General features: G+C 48.1%; 14 protein-coding genes and 1 pseudogene. 3 read left to right on the top strand and 12 right to left on the bottom strand.

What is annotated here, in order from left to right:
• Positions 1–26: 26 nt before the first annotated feature.
• From NYE35_RS03420 to NYE35_RS03395, 6 genes are all read right to left on the bottom strand, one after another.
• Positions 27–284, bottom strand: coding sequence for a hypothetical protein (locus NYE35_RS03420; RefSeq protein ID WP_036679858.1), 258 nt, complete (start codon positions 282–284; stop codon positions 27–29).
• Between the two features lie 15 nt (positions 285–299).
• Positions 300–1184, bottom strand: coding sequence for an inositol monophosphatase family protein (locus tag NYE35_RS03415; RefSeq protein ID WP_036679857.1), 885 nt, complete (start codon positions 1182–1184; stop codon positions 300–302).
• 268 nt (positions 1185–1452) lie between these two features.
• Positions 1453–2460 carry a UV DNA damage repair endonuclease UvsE gene (uvsE, locus tag NYE35_RS03410; RefSeq protein WP_036679855.1) on the bottom strand — a complete coding sequence of 336 codons (1008 nt, stop codon included), beginning with the start codon at positions 2458–2460 and terminating at the stop codon, positions 1453–1455.
• A complete protein-coding gene (locus NYE35_RS03405; RefSeq protein WP_036679853.1) occupies positions 2457–2774 on the bottom strand; it encodes a hypothetical protein in 318 nt (105 codons plus the stop codon). The genes uvsE and NYE35_RS03405 overlap by 4 nt, the downstream gene beginning before the upstream one ends.
• A 44-nt stretch (positions 2775–2818) precedes the next feature.
• Positions 2819–3910 (bottom strand): D-alanine--D-alanine ligase, encoded by a 1092-nt coding sequence (locus NYE35_RS03400; protein ID WP_326047513.1) that lies wholly within the window; start codon positions 3908–3910, stop codon positions 2819–2821.
• 20 nt (positions 3911–3930) lie between these two features.
• On the bottom strand, positions 3931–4962 hold the full coding sequence (locus tag NYE35_RS03395) for an amidase domain-containing protein (RefSeq protein ID WP_080742388.1): 1032 nt from the start codon (positions 4960–4962) through the stop codon (positions 3931–3933).
• A 453-nt stretch (positions 4963–5415) separates the two neighbouring features.
• On the opposite strand from NYE35_RS03395, the gene acnA reads away from it, so the two are divergent.
• Positions 5416–8157, top strand: a complete 2742-nt coding sequence (gene acnA / locus NYE35_RS03390; RefSeq protein WP_038568617.1) for an aconitate hydratase AcnA — start codon at positions 5416–5418, stop codon at positions 8155–8157.
• A gap of 1827 nt (positions 8158–9984) precedes the next feature.
• Here the strand turns inward: acnA and NYE35_RS03385 are convergent.
• A complete protein-coding gene (locus tag NYE35_RS03385) occupies positions 9985–10728 on the bottom strand; it encodes an IclR family transcriptional regulator (protein ID WP_036676839.1) in 744 nt (247 codons plus the stop codon).
• A gap of 295 nt (positions 10729–11023) precedes the next feature.
• Between NYE35_RS03385 and NYE35_RS03380 the strand changes: the two genes are divergently transcribed.
• Positions 11024–12064 carry an alpha/beta hydrolase gene (locus NYE35_RS03380; RefSeq protein ID WP_139329954.1) on the top strand — a complete coding sequence of 347 codons (1041 nt, stop codon included), beginning with the start codon at positions 11024–11026 and terminating at the stop codon, positions 12062–12064.
• Here NYE35_RS03380 and NYE35_RS03375 read toward each other — a convergent pair whose 3' ends face one another.
• Positions 12065–13144, bottom strand: coding sequence for an MATE family efflux transporter (locus NYE35_RS03375; protein WP_341120141.1), 1080 nt, complete (start codon positions 13142–13144; stop codon positions 12065–12067).
• Between the two features lie 20 nt (positions 13145–13164).
• Complete coding sequence (locus NYE35_RS03370) at positions 13165–13329, bottom strand: hypothetical protein (RefSeq protein ID WP_254924687.1); 165 nt, start codon at positions 13327–13329, stop codon at positions 13165–13167.
• Positions 13330–13584: 255 nt separating this feature from the next.
• On the opposite strand from NYE35_RS03370, the gene NYE35_RS03365 reads away from it, so the two are divergent.
• Positions 13585–14763 carry a Fe-Mn family superoxide dismutase gene (locus tag NYE35_RS03365; RefSeq protein WP_076275451.1) on the top strand — a complete coding sequence of 393 codons (1179 nt, stop codon included), beginning with the start codon at positions 13585–13587 and terminating at the stop codon, positions 14761–14763.
• A 118-nt stretch (positions 14764–14881) separates the two neighbouring features.
• Here the strand turns inward: NYE35_RS03365 and folE are convergent, their stop codons facing one another.
• The 3 genes and pseudogenes from folE to queG form a co-directional block, all read right to left on the bottom strand.
• Positions 14882–15475, bottom strand: coding sequence for a GTP cyclohydrolase I FolE (gene folE / locus NYE35_RS03360; protein WP_036676830.1), 594 nt, complete (start codon positions 15473–15475; stop codon positions 14882–14884).
• 45 nt (positions 15476–15520) lie between these two features.
• A complete protein-coding gene (locus NYE35_RS03355; protein WP_036676828.1) occupies positions 15521–15772 on the bottom strand; it encodes a YneF family protein in 252 nt (83 codons plus the stop codon).
• A 129-nt stretch (positions 15773–15901) separates the two neighbouring features.
• Positions 15902–17098: pseudogene (gene queG, locus NYE35_RS03350) on the bottom strand (tRNA epoxyqueuosine(34) reductase QueG); the annotation flags it as partial.
• Positions 17099–17117: the final 19 nt, after the last annotated feature.

The raw sequence follows: 17117 nt of genomic DNA, 5'->3' as shown, positions 1-17117 counted from the left end.
CCGCCCCTCGCAAATCTCACTGGCTATTATTTGTCTGAATCTTCATCTGACTCTAACTTCTGCCCTGCACGCTCCAGATATTTATCATAACGGTCATCCAGCTCATATCCAATCTTACGATAACGCAATGTTTCTTCCACAATAGGATCGAGCGTAGTCTGAATACGAATTTCATATTTAGGTGAGATTTCCCGGATTTCCTTAGCCGTTCGATCGCCTTGTTCCATCTCTCCATCTACCAACATTTCGCTCAGCTTGCGTTCCAAATCATCCTTCTCACTCATGCTGTATCGTCCTCCCTAAAGCTTATATCCTGTTGCTTCAGCATTCTTCAGTGACGAAACCAAATATTCGTGAATGTGGCCATTACTTGCTACTACATGGCGTGTACCAATATCATATGAACGTCCTAAGGTATCCGTAATCTTGCCTCCTGATTCAAGTACAAGCAGTACTCCTGCTGCACAGTCCCAAGGGCTTAAGCCCACTTCCCAATAGCCATCTACCCGGCCTGCCGCCACATAAGCTAGATGTAGAGCAGCCGCGCCTCCGGCACGAATACCACGAATCTGCGGAAGAATACTTTGCAGTCCGGCCATATTCACAGGTTGTGCAAACTCACGATCCGGCGGAAAGCCCATAGCGATCAGGCTGTCCCCAAAATCAGTCTCCGTAGAGACCGAGGTAGGAACACCGTGCATGTAAGCTCCCTTTCCTTTTTCAGCGACGAACATTTCATCACGAGTCGGATCATAAATAACGCCTACTGTTAGTTCACCGCGAATCACCAATGCTATGGAGACACAGTAAAAAGGAAATCCGTGTACGAAATTAGTCGTACCATCTACAGGATCTACAATCCACAAATATTCATGCTCACGAGCTTCTTCCAATGCAGCGGTAGCCGCTGCTGCTCCCGGGGAAACCCCTTCTTCCCCGAGAATGGCATGGTCGGGAAAATGTGTCAGGATCAGCCTGCGAATCATTTGCTCAACGCCTTTATCAACTTCCGTAACCAGATCTTGTGCTGAAGTCTTTGTATTCAGCTCCTTCACGAGACCCTGTCTGCTCTTTATCCATTCTCCTGCTTTGGCAGCCGCATTAATGGCCACCGCCGTATGTCCCTTGCTTGTTACTACATAGGGTTCACGTTCATTCTTACCCTCTGGATTTAAAGGACTCATATCTTCACTCCACTTTCTTGAACATAATCGCCAATGGCTTTAATTCTAAAGCAATCCTATTCACAATACCGTGCAATACGTCAAAACGTTCCCCAAGTTCCCAAAGTTCCGCCAAAAGAGGACCCAATTCTCACCTGCGAGCATAAATGCCCTAGGTCCATATAAAGACGATAAGCGATTAAAGTTTCATTCAACGTACCCTATTTCAAGTTACATATCAAGTCATGATAGGACCCGTATTCGGGACCTATCTCCTTATTTTCATTGTTTAAGGTTCAATATTCACGCTTGCCCCATTTAATAAGGAAATTCCGTTACCAGCCTCAGCCAGCTCCTTCATAGCCTCCATCAATCCAAATAACGCGCCATCTTTTAGTTTCGCCTCAATCATAACATCGACAGCAGGCGTATCTGCGGCAATACGTTTCAGAAAAGCCAGCAAAGGCGCAGGTTCCACGCCATCCGCATGGCTGCGCGGATCAGACGGGCTGCGCGGACTGGATACATGAATCTTAGGCGGCAAAAGCTCTCCAGAAGGAACGTCCTTCTGTGCTAGCTCGCTTCGCCATGTCTGCAAAATATCAGGCCACAGCTCCCAAGGGAGCTCTCCTTCATTATTCACCCATTGGTGGTGAATATCCAGCACCATCGGTAATCCTACGCTCTGACTGACTGCCAGTGTCTCCGGAGCTGTAAATGTCTTATCGTCATTCTCCAGCGTTATACGCTCCTGCAGCGCTGCCGGCAGCGCGCGGAAATGCTCCTCGAATCGCTTCGCCGCTACAGGCTTGTCCCCATAAGCTCCGCCAATATGGATATTGTTCTTCGCCATGGCAGGAAGCCCCATAGCAACCAGCATGTCCACATGGTACTGCAAATCCCGTACGGAGTTTATCAGCACCTCCGGACGGGGTGTACTAAGTACTGTAAAGTGATCTGGATGAAAAGAAACACGCAGCCCGTGCTTTTTCACATATTGGCCCACTTCCGCAAATTCCTCGGCGAGCGCCGCAAACGGATTCCAGTCCTGCAAATCCGGATGCGTCGCCAGAGGAATGATTTTGGAAGTGAGGCGGTACACCATGATGTCCGAAGCCACATTATGCTTCATCAACCGCAGCGTATTATGCAGATTCATTCTAGCGATGTTCTCCAAACGCCGAAGTGCCGCTTCACGGTCATCCAGCTTCTTAAAAGAGGCCATCGTCATTGTCTTAGATGGGGAGCAGTCTTTGATAACGGTGGACATCGCTACATATCCGAAGCGGACAATCATCCCTGTGCTCCAAAAAACATTTCCTCAGCCAAAGCCGTCTGCACTCTGGACTCTTCTTCATTCAGCTTACGCACAAGCTCCATCTCTACCGCGGTAACCTCATGTCCTTGAAAATTAATCTCTGCAATCGAGGCTGAAATTTTGACAATGGCTACAGCTACGTTCTCAGGGGTGTAAGCAATAACCTTCTGACCTGTTGGATACACACGAAAGCCTTGTTTCACCATTTTGGTGCGCCCATATTCCAGCAGCTCGTACAGCTCTTGTTCACTCTTGAATTTGCAGACGGAGTTGAATTCTGTTTGAAAACCCATGTTCTTCTCTCCTTCCAGTCGGGATATTCCCGCTATAGCTTCTATTACTCATTGTCGTACTTAAGACCTTGTTTAAAATTATAGCGCTCCAAGGCTAACTCAATCATTCGGTCTAACAGAGCTCTATAAGATACACCCGTCTCACGCCACAATAGCGGATACATGCTGTAAGGAGTGAAACCAGGCATCGTGTTCACTTCGTTAATTAGAATTTTACCATCCGATTTTCGCAAGAAGAAGTCTGCCCGGGTAATTCCACTGCCCTCAATCGCTCGAAAAGCAACTATCGCGGACTCCCGCAAACGATCGGCCACTTCAGAATCCACTGGTGCAGGAATCATCATTTGCGATTTGCCGTCCGTATATTTGGCTGCGTAATCATAATATTCACCAGAAGAAACGATTTCACCCGGAACAGAGGCTTCTGGTTCATCATTTCCAAGCACGCCAACCTCTACCTCACGCGCATCCACAAACTCCTCAATAATAACTTTGGTGTCATAACGGAAAGCAAAATCAATTGCTTTTACAAGACTATCCTTATCAGCAGCCTTAGAAATACCTACACTTGAGCCTAGATTGGCAGGCTTCACGAATAGCGGATATCCCAGTTTATCCTCTACACCAACAATCAACTCATGACGTTTTCTTTTCCAAGCGCTGATGTTGAAATAACAATACTCGCATTGATCCAGGCCGGCATCAGCGAACAGCTTCTTCATGACAACCTTATCCATACCTGCCGAAGAGGCAAGAACACCAGCACCGATGTAAGGAATATTCGCCATTTCGAACAACCCTTGAATCGTTCCGTCCTCACCATACGTGCCGTGCAGCAGCGGGAACATTACGTCCACTGTTTTGTCCGCACCGGATAACCCACTAAATACCACGTTCAGGGCTGTGCCCATATCTTCGGTCGCTTCTGCAAGCTTGAGCTGCTCCACTTGGCTGTAAGGCGCTGATAACTTCTCTCCAACCTTCCACAATCCCTGTTTTGAAATGTAAAAAGGTATAATCTCATATTTATCATAATCAAATGAGTTCATCACGGCAAAAGCCGTCTGTAGCGATACCTCATGTTCTCCTGATTTGCCCCCGTACACCAGCCCTACGGTTAGTTTTGCGTTCCCCATTCCCTTAACCTCTTTCTGTACTATAAGTAGTCGTTAATATGAAAAAAACGGTATTTCGTTTGATCAGTCCATGCGTAGGAATCACGATAGTCCCAATAGCGATGACGGCTGCTAACGGTACGTGCATTCACAAGCGGCATGCCTCCTGCATCAAAAGCTGTGACGATTGTGCTGTGCTGATACTGCCCGTTGCCATCCCAGTCATATTGAATGATATCGCCCAGCATCAATTGCTCCGGCCGCTCCATGACTTCCGCACGCAAGCCACTGCTCCGACTTCCGCTCAAATAGCGTTGCAGACTGTCTGATACAGCCCAGCTATAGCTCCACCATTCTTGTTTGCCTTGGTAACCTTTGTACCACCAGCCCGTTTCTCTTTTACCAGTATAGTTGATAGGTGCTCCCCCTGCAAAGAGACATTGGGAGACATAATTTGTGCAGTCCACCTCGAAGGTTTCGAACTCCGGATTGCCGTCTTTCCACCAGCGGTCGGCATACGCCACAGCTTCTTCACGGTTATAACGAACCTCTCTTGAACCGGCAATTTCTCCGAGAACATTCCGGTTAAGCAGGGGCTGTGATGGCAGCGGTGCCGGCAAAGCCTCTCCCCATTTGGATAGTCTGCCCGATAGCTCTACCTCTGCCCGATGAACCGTATTTCTTTCAGGGACACTTCGTTCCACACCAGCAATCTCCCAGCCCCCACCGTCCCGTACAAAGGTCAGCCGCTCCAGCTCGATAATATCCTCGCGGTGGTTAACGCCGCCTTTTTCATAATAAAGCGCACTATGCAGTGTAACCTCTGCTACTACCTCGGTCGGAGTCTGCCGGACGGTCCGCAAAGTCTTAACCCCTGTCTCTCCGCGCAAAGGAGTTATCCCACGTTCTTTATACCACTCAGCAAGACGTCTTGAACGCTCCCCTTGTTCTACCAGAAAACGCGGATCCTTAACGGACACGGAAACGGTATGCGATGATGACTTAGGCTCCACCCTGGCCTTATTCACTTGATCAACATATACATAAAGACTTTGCTTCCACTGTTGTTCCATTATACTCGCGCCCCTTCTTTCCCTTTTAACTGCTGTTCTATGTATATGAAAGGAAACAGGTCGCTATACAGATCGGTTGAATAGTTAAGGATGTTTCAAGCAAAAACTCTAGCCCCAAGTACGACATCTCAATCAAACATCGTCAACGAGGACCATATCACCTAAGGACTGAGGAAGAGAAATTCAGTGTGTATTTCGCCTAATAATTAAGTAAAACCAAGGATTCCGGTGAATTCCTTCGTATTATCTCCTTTTAATGGCTCTTTTTGAGGTAAAAAGAATATCCCGAAACGATACAATATAATAATGGAAGGGTAGCTTGGCATTTTCTCAGGCATAATTCGGGCTTTAGATGTAGGAAAAAAAACTTTACTCCCCACTTTGTAACCGTTATAATTAAGCTAGAAGCAATTTGAAATTGGGTTTCATTAGACGAAACAAGGAGGCGCATATATGCCAAGCAAGGATCATTTTTCATTGGCTCGGACCCTGGAATCAGGCGGCAAATCTTATCGCTATTATGATCTGAAGTCCCTTGAGGAACAAGGATTGGGCTCTATTTCTTCCCTGCCTTTTTCGATCAAAGTCCTACTAGAGGCTGCTGTACGTCAGTTTGACGGACGGGCAATTACTGAAGAACATGTGAAACAACTGGCCGATTGGTCAGGTGACATTGACCGTAATAAAGAAATTCCATTTATCCCTGCTCGTATCGTGCTTCAGGATTTCACCGGAGTTCCGGTAGTCGTGGATCTCGCAGCTATGCGTGATACTGTAAAAAAAGCCGGAGGAGATCCTAAACAGATCAATCCGCTTGTCCCGGTTGACCTTGTAATTGACCACTCTGTCATGGTTGATGCTTTCGGTACAGCAGACGCCTTGGAATACAATATGAACGTTGAGTTCGAACGCAACGAGGAGCGTTACCGTTTCCTTCGTTGGGCACAGACAGCTTTTAACAACTTCCGTGCAGTTCCACCGGCAACAGGTATCGTGCACCAAGTAAATCTAGAGTATTTAGCTTCCGTTGCCACTACCAAAACTATCGATGGTGAAACTGTCGTTTATCCAGATTCCCTTGTAGGAACGGACTCCCATACCACGATGATCAATGGTCTTGGTGTTGTGGGCTGGGGTGTAGGCGGTATTGAGGCTGAAGCAGGAATGCTTGGACAACCGCTCTATTTTGTTACACCTGATGTAGTGGGCTTCAAGCTTACAGGCAGCCTTATCGAAGGGGCTACAGCAACGGATTTGGCACTGACAGTAACTGAAATGTTGCGTAAAAAGGGCGTAGTCGGCAAATTCGTCGAATTCTACGGACCCGGCCTTGCTAACATCAGTCTGGCTGACCGGGCAACTGTTGCCAACATGGCGCCAGAATACGGAGCAACTATCGGTTTCTTCCCTGTAGATGACGAGACACTCGCTTATCTTCGCAGCACTGGACGTCCGGATGATCTGGTGGCGTTGGTTGAATCTTATTACAAAGCACAAGGGATGTTCCGTACCTCGGATACGCCAGACCCTGAGTTCAGCGATGTGATTGAGCTTGACTTAGCTTCTGTCGTTCCTAGCTTGGCTGGACCAAAACGTCCGCAAGACCGGATCGAACTTACGCATATGAAGGAAAATTTCGAAGGTATTATCCGTACACCTGTAGACAAAGGCGGTTATGGTCTCAGCGATGAGAAAATCGCTCAAGTCGTAGAAGTACAGCACAAAAACGATACCACTAGTAAGCTCAGCACAGGTGCAGTCGTAATCGCAGCTATTACTAGCTGTACGAATACTTCTAACCCTAGCGTTATGCTTGGAGCAGGTCTTTTAGCGAAAAAAGCCGTGGAACGTGGACTGACCAAACCAGCTTACGTTAAGAGCAGCTTGACTCCAGGATCCTTGGTGGTTACTGAATACCTGCAAAAAGCAGACTTGCTGAAGCCACTCGAAGCATTAGGCTTCTACTTGGCTGGTTATGGCTGTGCCACTTGTATCGGTAACTCCGGTCCATTGCCTGAAGAAGTTAGTCAAGCCATTACTGACAATGACATGACCGTAGCCGCAGTCATCTCCGGTAACCGGAACTTTGAAGGCCGCGTACATGCTCAGGTAAAAGCAAACTACTTGGCCTCACCGCCGCTCGTAGTTGCTTACGCACTGGCTGGTACAGTAAATATCGATTTGCAGACTGAGCCACTTGGATTTGATCCACAAGGTGAGCCAGTATTCCTGAAAGATATCTGGCCAACTACTGCTGAAATTCGTGAAGCCATTGGTCTCTCCCTTAGTCCGGAGATGTTCCGTAGCAAATACGAAAATGTATTCACCGCTAACGAACGTTGGAATTCGATTCCTGTTCCGCAAGGCGAACTGTATGAGTGGGATGATAATTCCACGTACATCCAGAATCCGCCATTCTTCGAACATCTGGCAGACGGTCTGGGAGACATCAAGGATATCAAAGATGCACGCGTTCTAGCGCTGCTTGCTGATTCCGTCACAACCGACCATATCTCACCAGCGGGTAATATCTCTACCTCTGGTCCTGCTGGCGAATATTTGCGCGATCATGGTGTAGAACGTGCAGACTTCAACTCCTACGGCTCACGCCGCGGAAACCACGAAGTCATGATGCGTGGTACGTTCGCTAACATTCGGATTCGTAACGCAGTAGCTCCTGGTACAGAAGGCGGCGTTACTACCTTCTTGCCAAGCGACGAGGTTATGTCCATCTATGATGCTTCCATGCTCTATCAGGATGCTGGACAAAATCTGATCGTCATCGCTGGTAAGGAGTACGGTACAGGAAGCTCACGTGACTGGGCAGCTAAGGGTACGCTTCTGCTTGGCGTTAAAGCAGTTATCGCTGAGAGCTTTGAGCGGATTCACCGCAGCAATCTGGTCGGTATGGGCGTGCTTCCACTTCAATTCCAAGAAGGCCACGGCTGGAGCAGCTTGGGACTGACCGGACGCGAGACCTTCAATATTACTGGTCTCGATAACAACGTGGCACCAAGTCAAGAGCTAACTGTCACTGCTACCCGTGAAGACGGCACACAATTCGATTTCCCTGTCATTGCACGACTCGACAGTACAGTCGATATTGATTACTATCGCAACGGCGGTATCCTGCAGACTGTTCTTCGCCAGATGCTGGCAGATGCTACAGACTCTTCCGCGGTGTCGGTAGAATAGGTTTAAAGTAACTTAAAAAGGGACTGTTTCACGGCCATGAGTGGCTGTGAGCAGTCCCTTTTTTATGGGGTGGTTCCAGCAGCCAATTTGTGGCGGGTGGGGTGCCTCTGACTGTTGGACGTTCACTATTGTTGCGTGAGCCTCAGGGGACGCCTAGGATTCCAGCGCGTTCGGACTCAGATGACTCTAAATGAACAAATTCACGACTTTTGGCGTGTGATCGGACTCAGATGACTCTATTCGCTCGATTATCCAACTTTTGGCGTGGGATCGGACTCCATAGTCGCTATTGGCATGAAAAACACGCTACAGGAGCTCATTTGGTCGAATAGCTGCACTGGGGTCCGAAACTACGCCAAAATGGCTTTAAATTCGCAAATAGCGTCTTCTGAGTCCGCACGCCCTAGGGGACGCTTAGAATTCGGCGCTATCGGACCCAGATGACTCTATACGCTCGATTATCCGACTTTTGGCGTGTGATCGGACTCCATAGTCGCTATTGGCATGAAAAACATACTAAAGGTTTCCGTTTTGGTCGAATAGCTGCACTGGGGTCCGAAACTATGCCAAACTGGCTGTAAATTCGCAAATAGCGTCCCCTAAGTCCGCACGCCTCAGGAGACGCCTAGGATTCCGCGCTATCGGACCCAGATGACTCTATACGCTCGAATATCCGACTTTTGGCGTGCGATCGGACTCCATAGTCGCTATTGGCATGAAAAACACACTAAAGGTTCCCGTTTGGGTCGAATAGCTGCACTGGGGTCCGAAACTATGCCCAAAAGGCTTTAAATGGGCAAATAGCGTCTTCTGAGTCCGGAAGCCTCAGGGAAGATCTAAATAACAACCCGAGATTACTTGTGTACGAGTTATGAGATACGTGGGTTCGTGGGTTCGTGGGTTCGTTGGCTCGTGGGTTCATTGGCTCGTGGGTTCGTTGACTCGTGGGTTCGTGAGTTCGTGAGTTCATGAGTTCATGAGTTCATTGGTTCGTGGGTTCATTGACTCGTGGGTTCGTGAGTTCATTGGCTCGTGGGTTCGTGGGTTCATTGGCTCGTGGGTTCGTGGGTTCGTGGGTTCGTGGGTTCGTGGGTTCATAGGCTCGTGGGTTCGTGAGTTCGTGGGTTCATTGGCTCGTGGGTTCGTGGGTTCGTGGGTTCGTGGGTTCGTGGGTTCGTGGGTTCGTGGGTTCGTGGGTTCGTGGGTTCGTTGGCTCGTGGGTTCATTGGCTCGTGGGTTCGTTGACTCGTGGGTTCGTGAGTTCATGAGTTCATTGGTTCGTGGGTTCATTGACTCGTGGGTTCGTGAGTTCATTGGCTCGTGGGCTCGTGGGTTCGTGAGTTCGTTGGCTCGTGAGTTCATTGGCTCGTGGGTTGGTGGGTTCGTTGGCTCGTGGGTTCGTGGTGGTTTCTCTACCCTCCCTCCCCTCCGTCCCTCTGCCTATCTAGGCCCTGGGTTCAAACGCTCGTGCCTCAGCATTACGAGTTACTGAGGCTCCCAAAGGTACGTATATTCACTGAAGCTCACCATACAAACGCAAGGTGGGGAGCCGTTAGTTAGTCATCAGTTAGCTGTTGATTAGCCGTCAGTTACGCATCTATCATCCCATCAGCTACCCGTCAGACCGTCAGTTACCCATCAGTTACCCATCAGTCACTCATCAGTCACTCATCAGGCCATCAATTACCCGTCAGTTAGCCATCAAGCCATCGTTTCCTGCCACTTTACCCACAATCGACTAAGCATCCCTCCCAAAAAAATCAAAACAGCGATCCTCCAGTAACGGAGAGATCGCTGCTTAGTTTCTTATATGTGTCAGCCAGCGAATTAAGGAATCATCATGCCCATTTCACTAGCCGCTTCCTTCAGTACCGCGGCATATTCCACTAACGTATCCCTTGATAGGCGACTTACTGGACCTGACAGTGATAACGCCGCGATCACATTTCCACTGCGCCCCGTAACAGGCACCGCCACCGCGGCCGCGCCGGGCTCGCGTTCCTCGAAACTGGTGGCATATCCGAGCCGGATAATGTCATTAAGCTGCTCTTGATAAACATCCTTCTCAACGTAGTCCGGCCATCCCGAACTCTCCAGCAATTCTTTCAGCACCTCTGGAGGAGCATAGGCTGCCAGCACTTTACTTGATGCGCCCACAGATAAAGGCAATCTCGCACCGATCTGCGCCACTCGCCGTATGGCCTGCTGACTCTGAACCGCCTGAATCCGCACACGTTCTATGCCGTCGCGTAAGTATAAACTAACGGTCTCCCCTAGCCGATCCCGCAGCCGTTCCATTGACGGCAACAATACCGCAGCCGACTCATCAAAAGCAGGCAAATGCGTAGACAATTCCCAAATTCGTATACCCAGGCTGTATTTCTCAGTGGCCGGATTACGAATGAGGAAGCCCTTTTCCTCCAAGGTTGCCAGCAGCCGATGGACGGTACTTTTATGTAAATCAATCTTTGAAGCGATCTCCGTCAACCCTAAATCTCTGTCCTGCGTAAAACAAAGCAATATATCAAGCGCACGTTCTACCGCACGCACTGTAAGCTTTCGGTCCTCCATGACAATCTCCCCTCGTGTTTCATCAAATGAAACTCGGTTACATTATAACTAACTCTATCTTAGTGCAAAACTCTATGGAAAGTCCAGTATATTCACTCCTCCGGAGTTGTGCCAAAAATGTGCCGGAAAAGGTTGGGCCGCACTTTACAGTTACATTACAAAAGCGTCTAATTCATTGACTTTGTAAGGGCTTTTTCATACGATTAACATATTAAATTATCTACTGATGCTTTAGAATCATTTTTACAAATTCTTCTAGGCACTAGTACTCACATCATTCTTAGGAGGGGACCATATGGATCTGGCAACTCGCCAAACCGGCACAACCGTCTCCCGTCGACCTAAACTACCTAAACAAGGCAGTTCGTCCCGGCTATCGCTGCGGATGATTCGTGTGAAGCATATTATCGTTGCACTGCTATTATCTATTTTTTTCTTTTTAGCCTTCTGCTTTGTCTCACTTCATGGCTATATCGCCTGGGTATTATCTAATCCAACGGTCGCACCTCTGTATTCCAATCCCATGCAGGCCAAAGGTCTCGCATACGAGGATGTGACGTTTCCAGCTAAAGACGGCAGTCGAATGATGAGCGGCTGGTATATTCCCTCGGAAGGGGCTACCAAAACTATCGTGTTCAGCCATGGCTATGGCGCCAACCGTGAAGAATCTTGGGTACCTATGTACGATCTCGCTCACTATGCACACAGTCTGAATTTCAATGTCGTGATGTTTGATTACGGCTTTGCTGCCCAAGGCAACAAGGATATTGCAACCGGGGGTAAAAAAGAATCCCAGCAGCTTCTAGGCGCTATTGATTTTGCTAAGGAACGTGGAGCTGAGGAGTTAGTTGTATGGGGCTTCTCCATGGGAGCAGGCACAGCACTGCAAACAGGATTAGTATCAGAGGACATTGACGCGATGATTCTGGACAGCACCTTTTTGTTAGAGCCAGATACGCTGTATCATAATATTAAGCAAAATATTGATCTGCCCCGCCAGCCTTCCCTGGCGATTATGGAAATGCTGTTCCCAGTTCTGAACGGTACGGGGCTGAATCAAATTCCTTATGCGAAGGTCAAATCCGAAGATTATCCTTTCCCTATTCTACTCATGCATGGAACCGAAGATGATAAAGCTCCTTATCCTATTGCAGAAAAGCTGGCCGCGAACCAAAGCAATCCGTTCTCAGATTCCTGGGTCGTAGAGGGCAGCCATCATGAGTTGCTGTTCCGTGAGCACCCGCGTGAGTATTTGCGGCGAGTCTCTGCTTTCTTAGGAAATGTTCAACTAGCCAAAACCTACAATGGCAACCAGCCGGCGATGGCAAGTAACTAGTTAAGCACTACAATCCGCCTCTGTCCCCTGATGGGTCAGTTGCTTCAACCATTTACCACGGCGAAAACGCACGTAACCTATAACCAATCGAACAGCCTCTTCTAGGGACAGAAAGAAGTATACCCAGGGAAGAGGCTGTTTCCATCCCCATGACAACAGTAGCCCTAGAGGCACCCCAAGCAACCAAGTTGTGGAGGCTTCCATAATAAAGACGAACTTACTATCGCCACCACTCTGCAGAATCCCTCCCGCAATCATCATATTGCCCACCTTTATCCATAAAAAAAGAGCAAAAAAGCAGATAACAGAAGTGGCCATTCGGCGTTCTTCCACTGTTAAGTTAAAGGCTGAGACGTAGAGCGGGGCTAGAACAGCAATAAGAACACCAAGCAGCAATGAAATCCCTACTCCTATTCGAACAAAAAAACGAGCATACTGAAAAGCACCTGCATTATTATTCTCTCCCAGCTTATGTCCGACCATAATCCCAGCTGCACCAGAAAGCCCAGCCAGAAGTCCAATCGTCAACCCCTGCAGCGGAAAGGTCACTGTCATAGCGGTCATCTCTGCTGTGCCCATACGGCTATATATTACGGAATAACAAGCTTCACCTAAAACCCAAACCAATTCCGTTAAAACAATAGGCGCTATCGTTCTTAAAAAAGGTATACACAGCGCTTTCGAAAACGAACTCAGCTCCTTAATTCCTCCGGCACCCGGCAGTTTCCCGCGATACACAGCTCCGATGATCAAGGTACTTTCGACTATACGTGAGATTAACGTTGCATATGCCGCACCTGCAAGTCCAAGCTCTGGAAACCCCCAATGCCCAAAAATAAGCGCATAGTTTAAAATAATATTCAGTCCTACAGCAGCTATGCTCACACCCATTGGATACTTTACATGTCCTGAACTTTGTAGAACCGCCGAATAGAGCATCGTCAACATCGTTGGAATATAACTGAGGGCAACGATTTTTAGAAAAATGTACCCCTTCTCCAACACTTCTTTATCCGTTGTAAAAATAGACAGGCATAGCCGAGGGTTGAAAAAAACAAATATCGTAAATGAACCCGACAATATCAGGCCAATTCCAAGACTTAATCCCAGTAGTGGTGTGATGCTCTTTCGGCTACACCCCCAAGCTGCCCTACCATCAATTGATCTACTAAATACAGCACCGCCATGACTAGACTTTGGAGGGATATCGGTACCGCTAATTTTAACAGCTGATTATAAAATTGTTTCTTCTCAAGCTTGTTCATACCCTCATCTCATTTCTCAAAGTTTTTCTACTACCCCAAAGGATTTCATTAATCGGTCCACACGACAAAAAAAGGTACACCCTCCTTTTCGCGAGGTTGTACCTTTCGGTATCATTGCCTTTATTTTCCTGTATTATTTCACCATATCAAACGGTTGTCAACGATATTATTATCGCGTTCTTATGCTCTTCATAAGCTATCATGAGCACACATATAATGGACTGATGAAGACATATCACGGGAGGTTTTCTTGGAATGTTATATGTATACGGGCCGATGCTGCCAGTACGTATTTTAGAAGAAATCGTATTCTGGAAAACACAAGAGAAAGAGCATACCGAGGTTATCAAAGCAATCGTACCTAACCTGGAGGAACCCTATGTTAAACTGCTGGATGAATGGGCGGTGGTCTTCGGTGCCACAGAGATGGCCGCTCAACAGTTATTGAATTCTGCCCTCTCTGCTTCTCCACCAAGTCAGGCTGAACTCACTGCGGAAACGGAAAAGCTGCTGCACATCTCCTGTACCCAATCCCAAGAATTTGTTCGGCAGCTTTTTGCCATCATGGAAAGCAGCGCAGCCGTCAAAGCCGTCCCCCTTGCTACCACTGTGATCCTGCATATTATTCGCGAATCAGAGTATTTCCTTGCCGTACTACACACTTTGAGCTCGCCCGGACAGCTCACGCAAATTATGAGAGATTATACAGCAGCCGAATATGTCGTAAGAACAGAAGAGGACAATGTCACGCGGAATGAGGGACTTATTCCTTCTACAGATACTATCCTTGATATTCGTGAAATGAGTGCTGTGCCAATTGGCGGGCATACACTGCCTCCATTGCCTTATGCTTATAATGCGCTGGAACCATACATCGATGAGAAAACCATGCGGATTCATCACGATAAACACCATCAAAGTTATGTAGATGGACTAAACAAAGCGGAAAACAAGCTGGCCGAGGCTCGCAAAAAAGGAGATTTCGATCTCGTTAAGCATTGGGAGCGGGAGCTAGCCTTTAATGGGGCAGGCCACTATCTCCATACAATCTTCTGGAACGTAATGTCTCCACAAGGTGGCGGGCGTCCAACTGGAGCCTTACTGGAAGCCATTGAACAAAGCTTCGGCAGCTATGACAGCTTTAAGAAACAGTTCACAGAAGCTGCGAATAAGGTTGAAGGTGGTGGCTGGGCTATTCTCGTCTGGAGTCCACGCAGTCATAGACTGGAGATTTTGACTGCGGAGAAACATCAGAACCTGTCACAATGGGACGTGGTTCCGTTACTGGCTCTGGATGTATGGGAGCATGCTTATTACCTTAAACATCAGAATAATCGGGCCGATTATATTGAGGATTGGTGGAAGGTCGTTAACTGGCCTTACGTCTCAGAACGTTATGCTGCTGCCAGTAAACTGGCCTGGAAGCCCTTTTGATATTATTTCAATTCACAGTGAACATCACTCTTATTCCCACACCCTGACCAAAAAGGACCCATCATTCACATTACGTGAACGATGGGTCCTTCCAATTTCGAGGTATGCACCCCGATATTTATTCCTTAATCAAGCTTAGAAACTCCGCACGAGCGGCGGCATCCTCACGGAAGACCCCTCTAGTAGCCATAGTTACCGTTTTGCTGCCTGGCTTCTTCACTCCGCGTGCACACATACACAGATGCTCTCCCTCCACAACAACCATAACACCGTGGGGGCCTAACACCTCCGTCATAATATCAGCAATTTGCGCCGTAATGCGTTCTTGAACCTGTAGACGCCGGCTTACTGCTTCAACAAGCCGAGCTAATTTGCTGAGCCCAGCAATACGTCCGCTCGGAATGTATCCTATATGCACTTTACCAAAGAAAGGAGCCATGTGGTGTTCACATTGGCTGTAATAGACGATATCCTTAACGATCACTAGCTCTTCATGAGACTCATCAAAAGTAACGCCGAGCGCCTCGCGGGGATCTATCGAATAACCGCCGAATATCTCCTCGTACATCCGCGTAACACGTGCCGGTGTTTCCAGCAGTCCCTCGCGGCCGGTATCTTCACCGATTAATTCTAATATTTTCTCAACGTGATACTCGATTTGCTCACGGTTCTCTGCAACTTTACCGTTCACATATTCCTTGATGTTCCCCATGATGTCTCCCCCTTCCGCACCCGTATACATGTTATCCGGACCCGGTTACTTACTTCTACGTTTATTCCCTTTAGCTGCTCCAGGGCGCGCACCTGGCTGTCCCTGAGTCTTCATCATTTGCTGGGCACGCTGCATTTGCTTCCCGTTCAGGTTATAACCCATTTGCTTTGCAACCTTTTGCAGCATTTCAGGATCATTCTGCATGTTTGTCATTTGTTTGCGCAGATAATATACACCGATGAAAAAACCACCGATGAGACCTACGACCAATGTAATAATAGGTAATGCGATACTCATCTAAAGCCCACCTCTACACTCTATTGTCTGCATCGCCATATGGCACGCGAATCTATCATAGCATTTCAGGAACTGGACAGCAATTGGCAATATGCAACCTGTCTATGAACTTTTTCCTCCATTAATATCGCTGTCCTCCCGTGCCTTCTTCCCAGTAAGGAGCACATCCTGCGCCCGGCTTAGCATTTCCCTCACCGTGCCATCCTCCTCGCGCTCTAAACCCGCTTCTACAGCCGCTAGAGCCTCATCACCGCCAATACGTCCAAGCGCCCAAGCAGCAGTGCCCCGCATCTCTGGCCGCGGTTCTTTCAGAACAATTTCTGATAGCTTTGGCACAGCCCCGGCTTCCTTGAAATTGCCTAGGGCAATGATCACATTTCGCTGCATCGGCTTTTTACCTCTCCAGGCTGCTGAGCTATTGCCGAATTTCTCTTTGAACTCACGATTGCTCAGATCAAGGATCGGCAGCAGCAGCGGCTTCACGATTTCAGGATCAGGTTGCATCTGAGGGCGATGATTCCAGTTCTTACCTCTATTCTTGGGACATACAATCTGGCAAGTATCACAGCCGTATAGACGGTTGCCGATCTTGGTCATATACTCCTCGCTGAGGAACCCTTTAGTCTGCGTCAAAAAAGAAATACAAGCCTGTGCGTTAAGCTGACCCGGACCCACCAGCGCTCCGGTAGGACAAGCATCAATACACTTAGTACACTCCCCGCAGCCTTCTTCAACAGGTTCATCCGGAGCAAAAGGAATGTTCGTAACCATTTCCCCCAGATAAATCCATGATCCCCATTTGGGCGAGATGATAGAACAATTTTTGCCGCTAAAGCCTATTCCCGCTCTTTCCGCTACCGCTCTATCTACTAGAACACCGGTGTCCACCATGCTTTCCAGCACAGCCTCCGGTACACGCTCGTGAATAAATTCCTCTAGCTTACTTAAGGCTTCCCTCAGCACATGGTGATAATCCCTGCCCCAAGATGCCCGGGCGAGGATGCCCCTACGTGCACCCGGCTCAGATTTAGGAGGGTTCTCCATTTTAGATGGATAAGCTACTGCAATCGAAATAATAGATAACGGCTTGTCTCCAGAAGACAATGCTGGAACTGTCCTTTTATCCAGATCGGGTTCCTCGAAGCCAGATTCATATCCTTTGTCCCGATGGTCTTGCAGTATATTTTTTAAATATAAAAAAGGTTCTGCTGTTGTAAACCCGATATCATCAATACCGAGTGATGTCGCAGCCTCCTGAATCTCTGCTTTAAGCTGTGCCCACTTGGAAGGCGGGGGAGCATACGATGACTGAAATGTATTGGTCATTTCCGCCTTCTCCTTTCAT

Source organism: Paenibacillus sp. FSL L8-0494, from assembly GCF_038003695.1.
Lineage (GTDB): Bacteria > Bacillota > Bacilli > Paenibacillales > Paenibacillaceae > Paenibacillus_AQ > Paenibacillus_AQ odorifer.
This window is presented reverse-complemented; position numbering and strand designations above follow the sequence as displayed.

Excerpts from the sequence above, each read along its gene's own strand:
- NYE35_RS03370 (WP_254924687.1), bottom strand. The coding sequence starts at position 13,329 with ATGAACAAGCTTGAGAAGAAACAATTTTATAATCAGCTGTTAAAATTA.
- NYE35_RS03420 (WP_036679858.1), bottom strand. The coding sequence starts at position 284 with ATGAGTGAGAAGGATGATTTGGAACGCAAGCTGAGCGAAATGTTGGTA.
- NYE35_RS03400 (WP_326047513.1), bottom strand. The coding sequence starts at position 3,910 with ATGGGGAACGCAAAACTAACCGTAGGGCTGGTGTACGGGGGCAAATCA.
- uvsE (WP_036679855.1), bottom strand. The coding sequence starts at position 2,460 with ATGATTGTCCGCTTCGGATATGTAGCGATGTCCACCGTTATCAAAGAC.
- NYE35_RS03395 (WP_080742388.1), bottom strand. The coding sequence starts at position 4,962 with ATGGAACAACAGTGGAAGCAAAGTCTTTATGTATATGTTGATCAAGTG.
- acnA (WP_038568617.1), top strand. The coding sequence starts at position 5,416 with ATGCCAAGCAAGGATCATTTTTCATTGGCTCGGACCCTGGAATCAGGC.
- NYE35_RS03355 (WP_036676828.1), bottom strand. The coding sequence starts at position 15,772 with ATGAGTATCGCATTACCTATTATTACATTGGTCGTAGGTCTCATCGGT.
- folE (WP_036676830.1), bottom strand. The coding sequence starts at position 15,475 with ATGGGGAACATCAAGGAATATGTGAACGGTAAAGTTGCAGAGAACCGT.
- NYE35_RS03365 (WP_076275451.1), top strand. The coding sequence starts at position 13,585 with ATGTTATATGTATACGGGCCGATGCTGCCAGTACGTATTTTAGAAGAA.
- NYE35_RS03405 (WP_036679853.1), bottom strand. The coding sequence starts at position 2,774 with ATGGGTTTTCAAACAGAATTCAACTCCGTCTGCAAATTCAAGAGTGAA.
- NYE35_RS03380 (WP_139329954.1), top strand. The coding sequence starts at position 11,024 with ATGGATCTGGCAACTCGCCAAACCGGCACAACCGTCTCCCGTCGACCT.
- NYE35_RS03385 (WP_036676839.1), bottom strand. The coding sequence starts at position 10,728 with ATGGAGGACCGAAAGCTTACAGTGCGTGCGGTAGAACGTGCGCTTGAT.
- NYE35_RS03415 (WP_036679857.1), bottom strand. The coding sequence starts at position 1,184 with ATGAGTCCTTTAAATCCAGAGGGTAAGAATGAACGTGAACCCTATGTA.